The sequence below is a fragment of the Paracoccus pacificus genome (assembly GCF_042680785.1).
Taxonomy (GTDB): domain Bacteria; phylum Pseudomonadota; class Alphaproteobacteria; order Rhodobacterales; family Rhodobacteraceae; genus Paracoccus; species Paracoccus pacificus.
In genome coordinates this window covers 464886-483132 of the sequence record NZ_JBHUEN010000043.1, presented here as the reverse complement: position 1 = coordinate 483132, position 18247 = coordinate 464886, and the positions used below count along the sequence as shown (strand labels likewise).

Annotated in this window: 12 protein-coding genes; 7 read left to right on the top strand and 5 right to left on the bottom strand. The window is 65.0% G+C overall.

Annotated elements, in window-relative coordinates:
• The first annotated feature begins 143 nt into the window (after positions 1-143).
• The 6 genes from cysK to ACFSCT_RS14785 all read left to right on the top strand — a co-directional run bounded on the left by cysK (position 144) and on the right by ACFSCT_RS14785 (position 6773).
• Complete coding sequence (cysK, locus tag ACFSCT_RS14810) at positions 144-1223, top strand: cysteine synthase A (RefSeq protein WP_379143964.1); 1080 nt, start codon at positions 144-146, stop codon at positions 1221-1223.
• A gap of 119 nt (positions 1224-1342) precedes the next feature.
• Positions 1343-2329, top strand: coding sequence for a hypothetical protein (locus ACFSCT_RS14805; RefSeq protein WP_379143962.1), 987 nt, complete (start codon positions 1343-1345; stop codon positions 2327-2329).
• Positions 2330-2427: 98 nt separating this feature from the next.
• Entirely contained in the window at positions 2428-2736 is a 309-nt protein-coding gene (locus tag ACFSCT_RS14800) for an FtsB family cell division protein (protein ID WP_379143961.1), read from the top strand.
• Between the two features lie 174 nt (positions 2737-2910).
• Positions 2911-3996 carry a pyruvate dehydrogenase (acetyl-transferring) E1 component subunit alpha gene (gene pdhA, locus ACFSCT_RS14795; RefSeq protein ID WP_379143959.1) on the top strand — a complete coding sequence of 362 codons (1086 nt, stop codon included), beginning with the start codon at positions 2911-2913 and terminating at the stop codon, positions 3994-3996.
• Positions 3997-4010: 14 nt separating this feature from the next.
• Positions 4011-5408: a pyruvate dehydrogenase complex E1 component subunit beta gene (locus tag ACFSCT_RS14790; RefSeq protein ID WP_379143957.1), complete on the top strand. Its 1398-nt coding sequence runs from the start codon at positions 4011-4013 to the stop codon at positions 5406-5408.
• Between the two features lie 12 nt (positions 5409-5420).
• Complete coding sequence (locus tag ACFSCT_RS14785; RefSeq protein WP_379143955.1) at positions 5421-6773, top strand: pyruvate dehydrogenase complex dihydrolipoamide acetyltransferase; 1353 nt, start codon at positions 5421-5423, stop codon at positions 6771-6773.
• Positions 6774-6929: 156 nt separating this feature from the next.
• On the opposite strand, the gene ACFSCT_RS14780 is transcribed toward ACFSCT_RS14785, so the two are convergent.
• The 4 genes from ACFSCT_RS14780 to miaB all read right to left on the bottom strand — a co-directional run bounded on the left by ACFSCT_RS14780 (position 6930) and on the right by miaB (position 13659).
• Positions 6930-7613 (bottom strand): TerC family protein, encoded by a 684-nt coding sequence (locus ACFSCT_RS14780; protein ID WP_379143954.1) that lies wholly within the window; start codon positions 7611-7613, stop codon positions 6930-6932.
• Between the two features lie 76 nt (positions 7614-7689).
• Positions 7690-10752: an efflux RND transporter permease subunit gene (locus ACFSCT_RS14775; protein WP_379143952.1), complete on the bottom strand. Its 3063-nt coding sequence runs from the start codon at positions 10750-10752 to the stop codon at positions 7690-7692.
• On the bottom strand, positions 10749-12218 hold the full coding sequence (locus ACFSCT_RS14770; RefSeq protein WP_379143950.1) for an efflux RND transporter periplasmic adaptor subunit: 1470 nt from the start codon (positions 12216-12218) through the stop codon (positions 10749-10751). The genes ACFSCT_RS14775 and ACFSCT_RS14770 overlap by 4 nt, the downstream gene beginning before the upstream one ends.
• A 91-nt stretch (positions 12219-12309) precedes the next feature.
• On the bottom strand, positions 12310-13659 hold the full coding sequence (gene miaB / locus ACFSCT_RS14765; protein WP_379143949.1) for a tRNA (N6-isopentenyl adenosine(37)-C2)-methylthiotransferase MiaB: 1350 nt from the start codon (positions 13657-13659) through the stop codon (positions 12310-12312).
• A 257-nt stretch (positions 13660-13916) separates the two neighbouring features.
• On the opposite strand from miaB, the gene ACFSCT_RS14760 reads away from it, so the two are divergent.
• Entirely contained in the window at positions 13917-15287 is a 1371-nt protein-coding gene (locus tag ACFSCT_RS14760; RefSeq protein WP_379143947.1) for an aminotransferase, read from the top strand.
• A gap of 241 nt (positions 15288-15528) precedes the next feature.
• Here ACFSCT_RS14760 and ACFSCT_RS14755 read toward each other — a convergent pair whose 3' ends face one another.
• Positions 15529-18138: a ComEC/Rec2 family competence protein gene (locus ACFSCT_RS14755; protein WP_379143945.1), complete on the bottom strand. Its 2610-nt coding sequence runs from the start codon at positions 18136-18138 to the stop codon at positions 15529-15531.
• Between the last annotated feature and the right edge of the window lie 109 nt (positions 18139-18247).

Here is an 18247-nt window from a genome sequence, read left to right as displayed (position 1 = left end):
CGCCAAACGATCCTATTTCGCCCGATCGTCTTCACTTCTGGTCGAACACCTATAGTTCTGGGTAGTATCGTCGGGATACGGGCCTGCGTCCGGGCGTTTCGGCTTTGGACCGGCAGTATCGTCAACTCGCAAGAGGAAAGAACATGGCGCGTCAAACGATCAGAACGACCAAGGGCCGCGGCAGACTTTACGACAGCATCCTCGACACGGTCGGGGATACGCCGGTCATCCGGATCAACAACCTCGCCCCCGAGGGGATCGAGCTTTACGTCAAGGCCGAGTTCTTCAACCCCGCCGCATCGGTCAAGGACCGGCTGGCGCTGAACATCATCGAAGCCGCCGAACGCTCGGGTGCGCTGAAGCCGGGCCAGACCGTGGTCGAGGCGACCAGCGGCAACACCGGCATCGGCCTGGCCATGGTCTGCGCGCAAAAGGGCTATCCGCTGGTCGTGACCATGGCCGAAAGCTTTTCGGTCGAGCGGCGGCGGCTGATGCGGCTTCTGGGGGCCAAGGTGGTGCTGACGCCCAAGGCCGAAAAAGGCACCGGCATGTATAACAAGGCGGTCGAGCTGGCCAAGGAACACGGCTGGTTCCTTGCCCATCAATTCGAGACCGAGGCCAACGCCGATATTCACGAGGCGACGACCGGGCGCGAGATTCTTGGCGATTTCGACGGCAAGCGGCTGGATTATTTCGTGACCGGCTATGGCACGGGCGGGACCGCCACGGGCGTGGCGCGGGTTCTGAAAAAGGAACGCCCCGAGGTGAAGATCGTGCTGGCCGAGCCCGCCAATGCCGCCCTTGTTTCCAGCGGGACACCACAGGAACGCAGCGCGGACGGCGCCCCCGCGGTCAGCCATCCGGCGTTCCAGCCGCACCCGATTCAGGGCTGGACGCCCGACTTCATCCCGCTGGTCCTGCAAGAGGCGCTGGACAAGAACGTGCTGGAAGAGGTCGTGCCGATCCCCGGCCCCGAGGGCATCGAATGGTCCAAGAAACTGGCCAGCCGCGAGGGCATCCTGACCGGCATCTCGGGTGGCGCAACCTTCGCGGTGGCGATGAAAATCGCCGAATCGGCCGAAAAGGGCACGGTGATTCTGGCCATGCTGCCGGATACCGGCGAACGTTATCTGTCCACGCCGCTGTTTCAGGACATCCCCGAGGATATGGACGAAGCCGAACAGGCGCTTTCCAAATCGACCCCCGGCTACCAGCTGGGCTGACCGGGCAGCCGCCTGACCGCACCGCCCGGGCGCTGAACCCGGCAACATTCGGGCGGTGTCACATTTTCTGATTTACAGCGCGGTATGGTTGGGCCGCACCTATCATCACGGTTTGCTCGATGGCTTCTGCGCCGAATATTCTGATCGTCAGCCAAAAAGGGCCGCTCGCCTATCAGGCGCTGATCTTTGCGGCAAGCCTGCGGGCCCATGCGCCGGGCTTTCAGGGCGCGCTGGTCGTGGCCGAGCCGGTGCCGGAATTCGCGTGGACCGGCGTCGACACCCGCCTGCCCGACAAGGTACGCGGCGCCTTGACCGAGTTGGGGGCGACGATCGTGCCTTTCGAGGCGCGGCATTTCGGCCAATCCTATCCGAACGGCAACAAGATCGAGGCGCTTCGGATCCTGCCCGCCGATCAGCCTTTCGTCTTTTTCGACACCGACACGCTGATCACCGGGCCGCTCGACACGGTGAAATTCGATTTCAAACGCCCGGCGGCCTCGATGAACCGCTCGGGCACCTGGCCGCAGCCGCCGCTTTACGGGCCGGGATACGGCGATATATGGCGGTCGCTTTATGACCGGTTCGGTCTGGAATTCGAATCCAGTCTGGACCTGACCCAGCCCGACGAGCATTGGGAACGCTATCTGTATTTCAACGCGGGCTGGTTCTTTGGCGCCGATCCGGCGGTTTTCGCCGACCGCTTCCTGAACTGGGCGATCGCGGTGCGCGACGACCCGGGCGAGGCGCTGGCCTGCCAGACGCTGGACCCGTGGCTGGATCAGGTCCTGCTGCCGCTGGTCATTCACAGCCTGAAGGGCGGACGGCCGCCGCGCAGTCTGAACGGGCTCGACGGTGATATCTCGTGCCATTACCGGTCGCTCTCGCTGCTTTACGCACGCGAATCCGATGCGGTGCTGGATGCGCTGGAATCCGCCGTCGCCGCCCCCGCGGTGCGCCGCGTGCTGCGCGACTGGGAGCCGGCCCGGCAGACGATCTATCAGAACCGCGGCCGCAAGAAGATCCGCCCGCTGTTCGAGACCGACATGCCGCCCCGCGAACAGGGCATCCGCCAAAGGCTCAAGGCGGCCGGATGGTGGCTGGTTTGACACAGGCACGGGCCGAAATGCCGCGATGGGGAAAACGGGGATTCACCCGCAGCGCCGTCGGTGGCACCATGGCAAAAAATTTCGAGCAGGCCCGCAGAATGGCTAAACAGCAGACCCAAAGCCGGTTGCCGATCGGCGCCGCAATCTTTTTCGCCCTGATGATCTTCATCGGCGCGTATTTCGCGTTCAACGCGGTTCAGGGCAAATTCGGATTGCTCAGGCGCGTTCAGGTCAACGCCGAGTTGCAGGACCAGATGTCCGAGCGTGATCGCCTTCAGGCCGAGGTCGATCAGATGGCGAACCTGACACGGCGCCTGTCCGACAATTATCTTGACCTCGACCTGCTGGACGAACGGGCGCGCGACGTGCTTGGTCTGGCCCGCGGCGACGACGCGATCATCCGCTGATCCGCCCGGCTTCGGCCCCGGCTTTGCCTGAATCCTCCAATCCGATCATGCACCCCCGCCTGCTTCGGCAGGCGGGCCGGAAAGCTGTTTGCCTCTGCCAGAGAGTTGACTTAAGCCATAGTTTAACGCTGAACTAACTTCAGTATCGCAAACCATGGCGACGGAGGAATTCGCATGGCCGCACGAAAAACCACCGCAAAAACCGCTGAAGGACCCGCCGCCAAGGCGGCCGACAGCAAGCCTGCGCCCAAGCGGGGATCGAATCTGTCGCGCGACGAATTGCTGAAATTCTACCGCGACATGTTGCTGATCCGGCGATTCGAGGAAAAGGCCGGCCAGCTTTACGGCATGGGTCTGATCGGCGGTTTCTGCCACCTGTACATTGGGCAGGAAGCGGTCGTGGTCGGGCTGGAGGCCGCGGCCGAAGAAGGCGACAAGCGCGTCACCTCGTACCGTGATCACGGGCATATGCTGGCTTGCGGGATGGAGGCCCGCGGCGTCATGGCCGAGCTGACCGGGCGCGAGGGCGGCTATTCCAAGGGCAAGGGCGGCTCGATGCACATGTTCTCGCGTGAGCGTCATTTCTATGGCGGCCACGGGATCGTCGGCGCGCAGGTTCCGATCGGCGCCGGTCTGGCATTCGCCGACAAATATCTGGGCAACGGCCGGGTGACCTTCACCTATTTCGGCGACGGCGCGGCCAACCAGGGTCAGGTGTATGAGACCTACAACATGGCCGAGCTGTGGGAACTTCCGGTCATCTTCGTGATCGAGAACAACCAGTACGCCATGGGCACCAGCGTCAAACGCTCGACCAAATCCGTGACGCTTTACGGCCGGGGCGAGGCTTTCGGCATCCCGGGTGAACAGGTCGACGGCATGGACGTGCTGGCGGTCAAGGAAGCCGGCGAACGCGCCGTGGCGCACTGCCGGGCCGGCAAGGGCCCCTATATCCTTGAGGTCATGACCTATCGCTATCGCGGCCATTCGATGTCCGACCCGGCCAAGTACCGGTCGCGCGAAGAGGTCCAGAAGATGCGCGACGAACGCGACGCAATCGAGCAGGTGCGTGAATTGCTGCTAAGCGGCAAGCACGCGACCGAGGACGACCTGAAGGCGATCGACAAGGAAATCAAGGACATCGTCAACGATTCCGCCGAATTCGCCAAGGAAAGCCCGGAACCGGCTTTGGAAGAGCTTTGGACCGACATCTACGCCGATGATGTGCCGCAGAAGCAGGCACAGGATCAGAACGTCTGAGGGGGGCGAAACACATGGCAACCGAAATTCTCATGCCCGCGCTGTCCCCGACGATGGAGGAAGGGACTTTGGCCAAATGGCTGGTCAAGGAAGGCGATACCGTCAAATCCGGCGATATTCTGGCCGAGATAGAAACCGACAAGGCCACGATGGAGTTCGAGGCCGTCGATGAGGGTATCGTCGGCAAGATCCTGATCCCCGAGGGGACGCAGGCCGTCAAGGTGAACACACCCATCGCGGTTCTGGTCGAGGAAGGCGAAAGCGCCGATGAGGCGGCAAGCCCCACCCCTGCCACCGCCGCCGCTTCCGCCTCTGCCGCCCCGGATGCCAGCGCCGAATCGGAAAGCACGCCGGCAACCGCCGCCGCGCAGTCAGCCCCCGCGCAGGCCCAGCCCCGCGACGATTCGCCCGACTGGCCCGAAGGCACTCCGATGAAATCCATGACCGTGCGCGAGGCATTGCGCGAGGCCATGGCCGAGGAAATGGAGCGTGATTCGACCGTCTATCTGATGGGCGAGGAGGTTGGCGAATATCAGGGCGCCTACAAGATCAGCCAAGGTCTTCTGGACAAGTTCGGCCCCAAGCGCGTCGTCGACACGCCGATCACCGAACACGGATTCGCCGGTATCGCAGTCGGGTCGGCCTTTGGCGGGTTGCGGCCGATCGTCGAATTCATGACCTTCAACTTCGCCATGCAGGCGATCGACCACCTGATCAACTCGGCCGCAAAGACGCTGTACATGTCGGGCGGCCAGATGGGTTGCCCGATCGTGTTCCGCGGCCCGAACGGCGCCGCCGCTCGCGTGGGTACGCAGCACAGTCAGGATTACGCCGCGTGGTATGCGCAGATCCCGGGGCTGAAGGTCGCCATGCCTTACACGGCGGCCGACGCCAAGGGCCTGCTGAAAACCGCGATCCGCGACCCGAACCCGGTCATCTTCCTTGAGAACGAGATCATGTATGGCCGCAGCTTCGACGTGCCGCTGATCGAGGATTTCACCATCCCCTTCGGCAAGGCCCGCATCGCGCGGCATGGCAAGGACGTCACCATCATCAGCTTCGGCATCGGCATGTCTCACGCCCTGCATGCCGCCGAGGAACTGGCCAAGGAAGGTATCGAGGCCGAGGTCATCGACCTGCGCACGCTGCGACCACTGGACTATGCCACGGTCATCGAATCGGTGAAGAAAACCAACCGCGTCGTTACCGTCGAGGAAGGCTTCCCGGTGGCATCCATCGGCAACCACCTGTCGGCCTATATCATGGAACATGCCTTCGACTATCTGGACGCCCCGGTGATCAACTGCACCGGCAAGGATGTGCCCATGCCCTACGCCGCCAACCTTGAAAAACTGGCGCTGATCACCCCGGCCGAAGTGGTCGAGGCGGTCAAGACAGTCACCTATCGCTAAGGGGGAACGATCATGGCAACCGAAATCCTCATGCCTGCACTGTCCCCGACGATGGAGGAAGGGACTTTGGCCAAATGGCTGGTCAAGGAAGGCGATACCGTCAAATCCGGCGATATCCTGGCCGAGATCGAAACCGACAAGGCCACGATGGAGTTCGAGGCTGTCGATGAGGGCATCATCGGCAAGATCCTTGTGGCCGAGGGGGCCTCGGGGGTGAAGGTGAACACGCCCATCGCGGTCTTGCTGGAAGAGGGCGAAAGCGCGGATGCGGCGCCGGCACCCAAGGCGGCCGCAAAGACCGAGGCACCCAAGGCCGAAGCACCCAAGGCCGAGGCGGCACCCGCCGCCGCTGCGGGCAGCGCCCCGGCCCCGGCTGCTGCACCCGCTGCCGCGCCGGCGGACAAAGGCGCCCGCGTCTTTGCCTCGCCGCTTGCGCGGCGGATCGCCAAGGAAAAAGGCATCGACCTTGCCGGCGTCACGGGATCGGGTCCGCATGGCCGGATCGTGCTGGCCGATGTCGCGGGGGCGAAACCCGGCGCCGCGAAACCGGCGACGGCAGCGGCTGGGGCGACGGCTGGGGCGACGGCCGCGCCCAGCCCGGCCGCGCCTGCGGGGGCGGCAGCCGCCGCGCCTCAGGGCATGTCCTATGCCACCGTGGCCAAGATGCTGGAAGGCCGCGAGACCGAGGAGGTCGCGCTGGACGGCATGCGCCGCACCATCGCCGCCCGCCTGTCCGAGGCCAAGCAGACCATCCCGCATTTCTACCTGCGGCGCAGCGCCAAGCTGGACGAGCTGATGAAGTTCCGCGCCACGCTGAACAAGCAATTGGAAGACCGGGGTGTGAAACTGTCGGTCAACGATTTCATCATCAAGGCCTGCGCGCTGGCGCTTCAGCAGGTGCCCGACGCCAACGCCGTCTGGGCGGGCGACCGGATCATCAAGCTGAAACCGTCGGACGTGGCGGTGGCGGTGGCGATCGACGGCGGCCTGTTCACCCCGGTGCTGAAGGACGCCGACAAGAAAACCCTGTCGACCCTGTCGACCGAGATGAAGGATCTGGCCAACCGCGCCAAGACCAAGAAGCTGGCCCCCCATGAATATCAGGGCGGCAGCTTTGCCATCTCGAACCTCGGCATGTTCGGGATCGAAAACTTCGACGCGGTCATCAATCCGCCGCACGGGGCGATTCTGGCGGTGGGCGCGGGTATCCCGACCCCGGTCGTCGAAAACGGCGAGATCGTCATTCGCAACGTCATGTCGATGACCCTGTCGGTCGATCACCGTGTCATCGACGGGGCGCTGGGCGCGCAACTGCTTGAGGCGATCGTCAAGAATCTGGAAAACCCGGTCGGCATGCTGGCCTGAACCCGGAACGTCGCATCGGCATATCGAAGGGCGCCCCCGGGGCGCCCTTTTTTTCGTGCCCGCCCCTGCCGCAGCAGGCTCACGCCGGTCACGGCCGCGAAATGAAACAGGGCGCCGATGGGCGCCCTGTGGTGCGGATCATGCTTCCGGAAGGTGTCAGTGCGCCGGGCCCTGTGCCGCCGTCAGCCCCGGCACTTCGGGCAGATAACCGGGCCATTCCTGATCGACGCCGTGCCAGACCATGCGGACGGCGACATAAAGAATGATCAACAGACCAACCCATGCGATCCAGCGATGCTTGTGCAAGAGCTTCGCGATAAAGGTCGATGCGACCCCCATCAGAATCACCGACAGCGCCAGACCGGTGATCAGCACCCCGGTATGACCCTGCGCCGCACCGGCCACGGCCAGCACGTTGTCCAGCGACATCGACACATCGGCGATGATGATCTGGGTAACGGCATCGCGCAGCGTTTTCTTGCGTGCCCCGCCGGCAACCTTGCCGTCCCCGTCATGGTCGCTGTTCTGAAGCGCCTCGGTCGCCTGATGCTCTTCATCATGCGAGACGGTCAGCTCGCGGTACATCTTCCAGCAGACGTAGAAAAGCAGCAGCCCCCCGGCGATCAGCAACGCCCCGCCCAGCGCCAGAAGCTGCGACGTCAAGAGCGCGAAGATGATCCGCAGCACCGTGGCCGCCAAAATCCCCACGATGATCGCCTTGCGCCGCAATTCGGCCGGCAGCCCCGCGGCGGCCAGTCCGATGACGACGGCGTTGTCGCCCGCCAGAACCAGGTCGATCATCACGATCTGGAAAAACTGGCTTATCACTGCATAGTCCATCGCGCCCCCTCTTATCCTTCTGCGGTCGCTTTTACCCGCCCCGAAATGCGAAGCAATAGGCTTTGCGCATCCACCGTCAAACCCCGGCGATTTCTTCGCCGCGACGCCGATTTGTTCCCAAAACGCGACGCATCAGCCGCCCCATCCGTTCGCGCAGCGCGTCGATGGAACTGAACAGCGACGGCACGAACAGAAGCGACAGGACCGTGGACAGCAAAAGACCGCCGATCACCGCAATCGCCATGGGCGAGCTGAACTCGCTGCCCGAGGAATTCGAGATCGCGCTGGGCACCATGCCGGCGGTCATGGCGATGGTCGTCATGACGATCGGACGCGCCCGTTTATGCACCGCATCAAGGATCGATTCGCGCTTTGGAACCCCGGCATGCATCGAGGTGATGGCGAATTCGACCAGCATGATGGCGTTCTTGGTCACGATGCCCATCAGCATCAGGAAGCCGATGATCACCGGCAGGCTGATCGCGTTGCCGGTCAGGAACAGCGCGAAGATCGCGCCGCCGATGGCCATGGGCAACGACAGAAGGATGGTGACCGGGGTGATGAAGCTGGCGAATAGCAGCACCAGCACGACATAAACCAGCAGGATCCCCGCCCCCATCGCGGTACCGAAGGCGCCGAACACCTCGGCCATGATCTCGGCATCGCCGCTTGACTGGATGCCGGTGCCCTCGGGCATGCCGACTTTTGCGGGCAGCGCCATGACCTGTTCGGTCGCGGGGCCCAGCAAGGCGCCATCGGCAAGATTGGCGAAAACCTGGGTCTGATAGCGGCGGTCATAGCGCGAAATCTGCGTGGCGCCGGATGACAGCGTCACATCCGCGACCGTCGACAACGGCACCTGCCCGGCCGAGCTTGGCACCCGCAGATCGGCCACCCGGGCCAGATCGTTCCGGGCATATTCCGCCAGACGCACCATGATCGGGATCTGCTCATCGCCGGTGTTGAACTTGGCCAGATTCGATTCGGCATCGCCGATGGTAGCGACCAGCAGCGTGGAGGCCAGCGCCGACGAGGTAACGCCAAGCTGCGCGGCGATTTCGGGCTTGGGCGTGACCCTGATTTCGGGTTTGCGCAGCGACGCGGCCGAGCGGACCTCGATCAGCGAGGGCAGCGCCTTCATCGCCGCCTCGAGTTTCTGGGCCGCCTCTGCCGCCCCATCCTCGGTATCGCCAAGCACGCTGATCATCAGGTCGTTCTGGCCGTTTTCGTTCAGGAAGTTGATCCGCATATCGGGCAGATCGCGCACCGCCTCGCGGATCTCATCCTCCAACTGGAACGAGGTTTTCTCGCGCTCGGATTTTTCACCGTAATTCACCGTGACCCGCGCGGTCGTGCTGCTTTCGTCTCCGCCGTTGACAAAGACCGAGCGGACCTCGGGGAACTGGCGGATCTTCTGGGTGATCAGATGCGCGGCGTCCTGATTGTCCTGAATGGTCGATCCGGGCGGCACCTCGATCTGGATGTTCGAGCGGCCGATATCGCCCGGCGGGATGAACTCGGCCGGAAGCAAGGTCGCCGAAAAGATCGACCCCGCAAAGATCAAAACGCCAAGGATCAGCGTCACGCCGCGGTTGCGCAGCGTCCAACGCAGGATGCCCATCAGCGCGCGCATCAGCCAGCCGTCGCGGGGTTCCTCGACATGCTTGGTGTCGCGCATGAAATAGGCCGCCAGCATCGGCGTGATGATCCGCGCGACCAGCAGCGAAAACAGCACCGATACCGCGACGGTCAGACCGAATTGCTTGAAATACTGCCCCGCGATTCCGGGCATGAAGCTGACCGGGGCGAATACCGCCACGATCGAGAAGCTGATCGCGATCACCGTCATGCCGATTTCCGAGGCGGCTTCCTCGGACGCCTCATATGCGGGGACGCCCATGTTGATGTGGCGCACGATATTCTCGATCTCGACGATGGCGTCGTCGACCAGAATACCGGTCACCAGCGTGATGCCCAACAGGCTGATGGTGTTCAGCGAAAAACCCAGCATCGTCATCACGAAGAAGGTCGGCAGCACCGACAAAGGCAGCGCGATCGCGGCGATCAGCGTCGCGCGCCAGTTGCGCAGGAACAGAAAGACGACGATCACCGCAAGTGCCGCGCCCTCGATCAGCGTTTCCATGGCGCTGCGGAACGTGTCCTCGGTATAGATCGTGGTGTCGTCGATCAGGCTGATCTTGACCGAGGGATAGGCGGCGGCGATCTGGGCGATTATCTCCTTGCTGGCGTCGGCCGCGGTCAGGTCGGATGCCCCCGAAGCGCGGAAAACCCCGAAGGCCACCACCGGCGTGTTGTCAAGAAGCGCAAAGCTGCGGATCTCGGCGCCACCGTCGCGGACCGTGCCGATCTGGTCAAGCCGGATGGTGCGGCCATCGGCGATTGCGATCGGCGTCTGGGCCAGCCGCGCCACCGTATCGGCCGAGCCCATGGCGCGGATCGAATATTCCGAACCGGCCAGATCACCGCGGCCGCCGCCCATGTCGATGTTCTTGTTGCGCAACTGGGTCGAGACATCCGCCGCCGAAAGCCCCATGGCCATCAGCCGATCCGGGTCCAGGTCGACGTTGATCTGCCGCTCGGAGCCGCCGATCCGGGACACTTTCCCGACCCCGTCCGCGGTCTGCACCTGCCGCGAGATGACATCGTCGACGAATTTCGACAGCTCTTCGATCGACTTCTGCGGGTCGCTGACCGCATAGGTCAGGATCGGCAGGCCGGTGATGTCCAGCCGTTTGACCAGAGGCTCGGTCAGCCCCTGCGGCAGGTCCGAGCGGACGTTCGCGACCGCGTCCTTGACATCGTTCAACGCCCGGTCGCTATCGACCTCCAGCTCGAACTCGACCGTGATCGTGGCGCCGCCGTCCGAGGTGGTCGAACTGATGTGCCGCACCCCGGTGACCGAAGCAATCGAGTCCTCGACCGGCTGGACCACCTGCGTCACCAGTTCCGACGGACCCGCGCCGGGCTGGCTTAGCGAGACGGTGACGATGGGCAGGTCGATGTTGGGGAACTGGGTGACGGGCATGCCGCGAAAGCTGACGATACCGACAATCAACAGCACCAGAAACAGGGCGATCGGCGGCACCGGGTGCCGGATCGACCAGGTTGACATGTTCATTTGGAAGCCTCGGTCGCGGCCACATCGGGGGCGTCATCCGGGGATGTCCCGGCGGTATCTGCGGCGTCGGGCTGGGGCGCCCCTGCCGGCGTCGTCGTTGCGGCGACTTCGGAACGCAGGCTTTCGGTGGTCGGATTGATCCGGTCGCCCGAACTGAAGAACGCGCCCGCCCGCGCGACGACCGTCTCGCCCGCGTTAAGCCCGGTGACGATCTCACGCTGGTCCTGCCACAGAATGCCGGCCTTGACCGGCCGCGTCTCGATCACCCCGTCCTTGACCACCTGCACGACCGAGGCGTTCGCTCCTTCAAGAACGGCGCTGGCGGGTACGGTGATGGCTTGCCGCCGGTCGGTCACGATCCAGCCGCTGGCGAACAGGCCGGTGCGCAGCCGCGGGTCGTCGTCAAGCGTGACCCGTGCGATCCCCAGCCGCGTGGTCGCGCTGACCGTGGCCGGAACCAGACGCAGCTTGCCCGCGATCTCGCCCACGCCCGCCACCCGCATCAGGGCGGCATCACCGGGGGCAAGCGCGCCAAGCGCGGTCTCGATCACTTCGGCCGCGACCTCGATCTGGCTGTTGGCGATGATGGTGAAAAACGGCTCGCCGCCGCTGCCGGCAATGGCGCCCAGCCGCGTGGTGCGGGTTTCGACCAGCCCGGCGACCGGGGCCTTGATCACCGTGCGATCAAGGTTGATCTGGGCGATTTCGCGCGCCGCTTCGGCCTGCGCAAGGGCGGCCTCGGCCACCGCCACGCCATCCTCGGCCGAAGCCGCCGAGGCCCGCGCCAGCGCATCCGCCGAAACCGCCTGATCAAGCGAGGCTTGCGTGCCGTTCCCGGATCTTTGCAGACGCTGGGCCCGCTCCAGCTTCGAGGCGGCCTCGACAGCCGCCGCTTTGGTCGAGATCACCTGACTGTTGGCCTGACTGATGCCGGCCTTGGCGCGCAGAAATTCCGCCTCGGCCTGCGCCAGTTGCGCCTTCGAGGTCAGGTCGTTCAACCGCGCGAGCGGCTGACCGGCGCTGACCTTGTCGCCCGCCTCGACCAGTATTTCGATCACTTCAAAGCCGCTGACCTGCGGATAAACCTGTACTTCCTGACGCGGAACCAGCGTCCCCGAGGTCGGAATGCGGTTCTCGATCTGTGCCATCCGGGCGGTGGCGACGGTAACCGCGGGGATGATATTGTTCGCATTCTCCGGGTTTGCCGCCGCCGTATCTGACGCCGCCGGATTTGCCTCCGCCGGATTTGCCTCCGCCGGATTTGCCTCCGCCGGATTTGCCTCCGCAGTGCCCGGCGCGGTTTCGGCTGCCGCTTCGCCGACCGGCGCATTGGCGGGCTGCGCGGCACTTTCGGGTGCGGAGTCCTTGGCGGGCGCCTCGGCCCCCTGTGCCTGCTGCTGCGCAAGGGCGGGGCTGAACGCAGCCAGACCGATGACCATGGTCAGGTAAAGGGCTGACTTCTGCAAACCAAACATTTCCTATTTCCCGTCATGGTGTGGCGCTGAATGTCATTGCGCGTCGCATCATCAACAAACCGGCTGCGCGGACCCTGCCCGGTCAGGCCGCCTCGATCAACGCACCAGACAGCGAATTGGGTGCACTCGCGGTGATCAGGACACGAAGCAGTTCCCCCGGTTTTGCGTCGGGCGCCGTGACGTGGACCGCGTGCAGATATTCCGATTTGCCGACCATCTGTCCCGGCAGGCGGCCCGGTTTTTCAAACAGAACCGTCAGTTCCCGGCCGACCATGGATTGCTGCACGGCCTTTTGCTGGCGGGTCAGCAATTCCTGCAACTCCTGCAAGCGCGTATCCGCCACCCCGGCATCGACGCCGGCACGGTCGGCCGCGGGCGTGCCCGGCCGGGCGGAGTATTTGAACGAATAGGCCATGCCATAGCCGACCCGCTCGATCAGGCGCAGGGTGGCGGCGTGGTCGGCGTCGGTCTCGCCCGGGAAACCGGCGATGAAATCGCTGGTCAGCACGATATCGGGCCGGGCGGCGCGGATGCGGTCGATCAGGCGCAGATAATCCTCGGCGGTGTGACGGCGGTTCATGGCCTTCAATACGCGGTCGCTGCCGGATTGAACCGGCAGATGCAGGTAAGGCATCAGCTTCGGCTCATCCCGATGCGCGTCGATCAGGTCGTCGGCCATGTCGTTCGGGTGGCTGGTGGTATAGCGCAGCCGCTCGATCCCGTCGATCTCGGCCAGCGCGCGGATCAGACGGCCCAGACCCCAGCCCTCGGCGCCATGCCAGGCGTTGACGTTCTGACCCAACAGCGTGATCTCGCGCACCCCGCGCGCCGCAAGATCGCGGGCTTCGGTCAGAATGCGGGCGGCGGGGCGGCTGACCTCGGCGCCGCGCGTATAGGGCACCACGCAAAAGGCGCAGAACTTGTCGCAACCTTCCTGCACGGTCAGGAACGCGGTCGGCGCCCGGCGCGTCGCGGCATGACCGCTGCGCGCCGGGGGCAGATGATCGAACTTGTCCTCGGCCGGGAACTCGGTGTCCACCGCCGGCGCTTCGCCACGCACCATCGCCGGCAGCCGGTGATAGGCCTGCGGCCCGACCACCAGATCGACCACGGGCATGCGGCGGATGATCTCATCGCCTTCGGCCTGCGCCACGCATCCGGCGACCCCGATCTTCAGGTCCGGTCTTTCGGCTTTCAGCGGCTTCAGCCGGCCCAGATCCGAATACAGCTTTTCCGAAGCCTTCTCGCGGATATGGCAGGTGTTCAGCAGCACCATATCGGCGTCGTCCTGGCGATCGGTCAGGACATAGCCCTCGGCGCCCATGGCCTCGGCCATGCGCTCGCTGTCATAGACGTTCATCTGACAGCCATAGGTCTTGATGAATAAACGCTTGGCGGGCGCGTCAGCGGCGTCTGAATGGGCGTCGGTCATCGCAGGGGCTTCCGTTTTCATGCGCGCGGGATAGCGCAAAAGGCAAAGTTTGGAAATGCAAAAGCCCGTCAAACCTCCGGCCTTCGGCAAACTGCCGCGATCCACCGGCAAAGCGCGGGCAGACCCGCCTGCGCGACTGGCAGAATGCCGTGCCGATGCGGCCCGGCGCCGCCGCCCATTGAACCCCATGCGCGACCCCGATAGCATTCGCCGCGAATGTGTCGGCGCCTATGCCGCTGTCTTTAAGGGGATTCGCCATGAACGATATCGCGCCGCAAAGCTGGGAAGCCCGGGCCGACGAATTTTCGATGTATGGTTTCACCGACCTGCCCAGCGTGCACGAACGCGGCGCCGTGATCCTGACCCATGGCGAAGGGCCCTATGTCATCGACGTGCATGGCAAGCGTTATCTGGACGCGAATTCGGGTCTTTGGAACATGGTGGCGGGCTTTGACCACAAGGGCCTCGCCCAGGCGGCCAAGGACCAGTACGACCGCTTTCCCGGTTATCACGCGTTTTTCGGCCGCATGTCCGACCAGACCGTGCTTCTGTCGGAGAAGCTGGTTGAGGTCTCGCCCTTCGATCGCGGCCGGGTGTTCTATACCAACTCGGGGTCCGAGGCGAATGACACCATGGTCAAGATGCTGTGGTTCCTCCACGCCAGCGAGGGCAATCCCAAACGCCGCAAGATCCTGACCCGCAACAACGCCTATCACGGCGTCACGGCGGTTTCCGCCAGCATGACCGGCAAACCCTATAACGAGGTTTTCGGCCTGCCGCTCGACGGTTTCATCCATCTGACCTGCCCGCATTACTGGCGGTTCGGCAAGGACGGCGAGACCGAGGAACAATTCACCCAGCGTCTGGCCGATGAACTCGAGGCGGTGATCGCGCGTGAAGGCGCCGACACCATCGCCGGGTTCTTCGCCGAGCCGGTGATGGGCGCGGGCGGGGTGATCCCGCCCTCGAAAGGCTATTTTCAGGCGATCCAGCCGATCCTGCAAAAGCACGGCATCCCGCTGATCTCGGACGAGGTCATCTGCGGCTTCGGCCGCACCGGCAATACCTGGGGCTGCCAGACCTACGGCTTTACCCCCGACGCGATCATCAGTTCCAAGAACCTGACGGCCGGGCTGTTCCCGATGGGCGCTGTCATTCTTGGCCCGGATCTTGCCGACCGGATGCAGGCGGCGGCCGAGAAGATCGAGGAATTCCCCCACGGTTTCACCGCCTCGGGCCATCCGGTCGGCTGCGCCATCGCGCTGAAGGCCATCGACGTGGTGATGAACGAGGGGCTGGCCGATAACGTTAAGCGTCTGGCGCCGCGCATGGAGCAGGGCCTGCGCGGGATCATGGAACGCAGCGACAATATCGGTGAGCTGCGCGGCGTCGGTTACATGTGGGCGCTGGAGGCGGTGAAGGACAAGGCCACCAAGACCCCGTTCGACGGCAAGCTTTCGGTCAGCGAGCGGATCGCGAACACCTGCACCGACATGGGGCTGATCTGCCGGCCGCTGGGCCAGTCTATCGTCCTGTGCCCGCCCTTCATCCTGACCGAGGCGCAGATGGACGAGATGTTCGAAAAGCTGGAAGCGGCGCTGAACAAGGTCTTTGCCGAGGTCGCCTGACCGGCCCGCCAGGTCCAGCGCGCCCCAGTCGGTGGCGCGGGCAGGCTGGCGCCCGGAACAGTCCGGCGGCGGCGCGCGAGACCCGAGGCGCCGCGGCTTGCCCGTCGTCTGCCGGTCGTTTGTCCGTCGTCCGCCTGTCGTCTGCCGGTCGTTTGTCCGTCGTCTGCCGGTTGTCGGCGCGTCGTCTGCCGGGTGGGACGCTACCGCCGAACCCCGTCTCCCGGCAGCGCGTCAATACGGATCAGCGCAGCGATCCGGGGGCGGTCCACAAACGGCGGCCGGTTTCGCGTCGCGCGGTGATCACTTGCGGCAGGCCGTTCTTCATCTCGATCCTGACCGCACCGCTTTTCCGCAGCGATTGCGGGTCAAGCATCAGACAGGCTGATTTCCGGGCCCGCGCGGGCACCCCTGCCGCGCCCCCTGTTGGGTTTGCATCGGCTTTTGCCGCCGCCACTTCGGGCGCGGTCGGCGGCTTGGCGTCAGGCGGTATCGACTTCTCGGCATTCGCCGAGGTCGCTTGCGGCGATTTCACCCCGGATTCCGCGATAGCCCCGGTCGGCGCCATGTCGGGCACCGGCAGCTTTGTCGCTTCCGATGGCCCCGGTTTCGGCGATGTCGCGGAATTTGCCGGCAACGGTTCTTTCGGCGACGGCTTTTTCAGCGCCGCCGTTTTCGGCGACGACTTTTCCGGCGGCGCCTTTGTCGACGAAGGTTTTTTCAGCGACTTTTTTTTCGGCGACGGTTTTTTTGAGGTGTCGTCCCCGGGCAAAGCATTGGTGATCAGGATCGTTTGCGGCGCGCAAAGCGCATCCAGCCGTGTCAGCGCGCCCTTGCCGGTCGCATGGACGATCTGCCAGCCGGTTCCGGGCCATGTCGCGCGCCGCTCATTCGCAGGGCCGGTCCACAGCGGACGCGCGGCCGATTCCTGCTGCGTTGCGGTATCGCCGTCGCTTATCAGCCATGTCTCGGCGGCGAACGCCCCGCCCTTGGGTTTTGACATCGCCCGGCCTGCCGGCGTCATCATCCCGACCGCGTCCCCCTCGGCCGAGACCAGAAGGCCGGGGCGGCCCGCCGTCATCCAGGTCGTGAAAGCCATGCCAAGAACGGCTACGCCCAACCAGCCGAGGATCTGCGACGGCTGTTTCCGCAACGGCCGGACCGGTACGCGCAGGCACAGCGCCACCGCGACGCCGCCAAGGCCCAGCAGGATGATGACGACCCCGGGCGGCGAGACGACCGCGCGCGTAGCCCCCTTCAGGCCGGTGATCCATTCCGCGACATAAAGCATCCACTCGGTGCCCAGCCCCATCACCCAAAGCGCCGGACCTGCCAGCCCCAAAAGGCCGAGCAGCCCGGCGATGACGCCCGCGGGCATCACCACCGCGCCCATCACCGGCACGACCAGCAGGTTCGCGATCAGCCCGTATTCCGCCACGCGGTTGAAATGCGCGGCGGCGAGGGGCGAGGTCGCGGCCCCGGCGACGAAGCTCGAGATCAGCAGAAGCGCGGCCGGCTGGATCAGCGGCGGCACCCATTGCCGTGCCCGGGTCCACCACGGATAGCTGACGATCAGAGCGACCGTGGCCGCGAAGCTCATCTGGAAGCCGGGGCTGACCAGTGCCTCGGGCGAGATGACAAGAATGGCAATCGCCGCCACCGCCACGGTGCGCAGCGATATCGCCCGCCGGTCGGCCAGAATGGCGCCCAGCATGACCGCGACCATGATGAAGGCGCGTTTCGTGGCCACATCCCCGCCCGAGATCCACAGATACGCCCCCGCCGCCAGAATGGCCGCCAGTGCTGCCCATTTGTGAACCCGCAAAGCCGCCCCGCGCCCGGCACCGAAAAAGGCGCAGGCCGCCGCCAGCACCAGCCGCAGCGCGCCATAGACGAAGCCCGCCAGCATGCCCATGTGCAGCCCGGATATCGACACGATGTGATACAGGTTCGACGCCCGCATGATGTCGTTCGTCCGCTCCTCGATCCCCGAACGATCGCCGGTCATCAGCGCCGAGGCCACCGCCCCCGCCTGCCCGTCTATGGATCGCTGGATCGCCGCCGAAATCCGCATGCGCAGGCGATGCAGCGCCAAGGCTCCACCGGGTTCCGCCGGTGCGACCGTCATCACCGGATTGCGCGAATACCCCACCGCGCCCAGACCGTCGAACCAGGATTGCAGGCGGAAATCATGGCCGTCAGGCTCGGAAGGTCCGGGGGGCGGCGACAGATGCGCGGTCAGCATGACCCGGGTCCCGGGCGCGGGCAGCGCGGTCGCCTTGCCATTATGCAGGGACAGGCGCACGCGCAGCGGGGTGCGGTCGGCGGCAAGATTGCGCATGACCACCTGATCCAGCGTCAGCCGGATGAGATCGCGGGCGGAACGGTCGATGGCCACCACCCGCCCCTCGACCGGGCCGTAATAGCGCCAGGTCAGCACCGGCCCCGCGGCGCGATGCGCATGCAGCCCGGCGATCAGCGCACCGGCCAGCCCCAGAACCAGCCCCAGCAAGGCCATGCGCAACAGATCGGCCAGCGGCCAGTTCAGCACCGTTCCCAGTTCCAGCCGGGCGGCAAGGCGCGCGGCCATCAGCGCAAGCGCCGCCGCAACGCCAAGCCCCGCGTAAAAGCGCCACCCCGGTTCAAACGGCAAGGCGAACCAACCGCCGATCCCGATGGCGAGCGCGACCGCGGCCCAGGGCATCAGCCCGCTGCGGGCCGCAACCGGGGTCGCGTCCGCATATCGCGCATCGCTCTGCGGCGCCGGACGGCTCAGGCCATGCCGGAACCAGCCCGCCAGCCGGTGCCGGCCCTGCGTCAGCGCGCCGTCGTTCATGCCCCAGATGTTCGCCACGTTCTTGCCCCCGGGCCGCGCCTTGCGTAAGCATCGCCCTGACTATGGACCGCCGGCGATTACCAAATGGTTAACACCGTCCCGGAAACGCCGCTGATCCTGACCCCGA

Bases quoted from the DNA above. Each gene is read 5' to 3' on its own strand.
- ACFSCT_RS14780 (WP_379143954.1), bottom strand. From the start codon at position 7,613: ATGGACTATGCAGTGATAAGCCAGTTTTTCCAGATCGTGATGATCGAC.
- ACFSCT_RS14800 (WP_379143961.1), top strand. From the start codon at position 2,428: ATGGCTAAACAGCAGACCCAAAGCCGGTTGCCGATCGGCGCCGCAATC.
- pdhA (WP_379143959.1), top strand. From the start codon at position 2,911: ATGGCCGCACGAAAAACCACCGCAAAAACCGCTGAAGGACCCGCCGCC.
- ACFSCT_RS14785 (WP_379143955.1), top strand. From the start codon at position 5,421: ATGGCAACCGAAATCCTCATGCCTGCACTGTCCCCGACGATGGAGGAA.
- miaB (WP_379143949.1), bottom strand. From the start codon at position 13,659: ATGACCGACGCCCATTCAGACGCCGCTGACGCGCCCGCCAAGCGTTTA.
- ACFSCT_RS14805 (WP_379143962.1), top strand. From the start codon at position 1,343: ATGGCTTCTGCGCCGAATATTCTGATCGTCAGCCAAAAAGGGCCGCTC.
- cysK (WP_379143964.1), top strand. From the start codon at position 144: ATGGCGCGTCAAACGATCAGAACGACCAAGGGCCGCGGCAGACTTTAC.
- ACFSCT_RS14775 (WP_379143952.1), bottom strand. From the start codon at position 10,752: ATGAACATGTCAACCTGGTCGATCCGGCACCCGGTGCCGCCGATCGCC.
- ACFSCT_RS14790 (WP_379143957.1), top strand. From the start codon at position 4,011: ATGGCAACCGAAATTCTCATGCCCGCGCTGTCCCCGACGATGGAGGAA.
- ACFSCT_RS14760 (WP_379143947.1), top strand. From the start codon at position 13,917: ATGAACGATATCGCGCCGCAAAGCTGGGAAGCCCGGGCCGACGAATTT.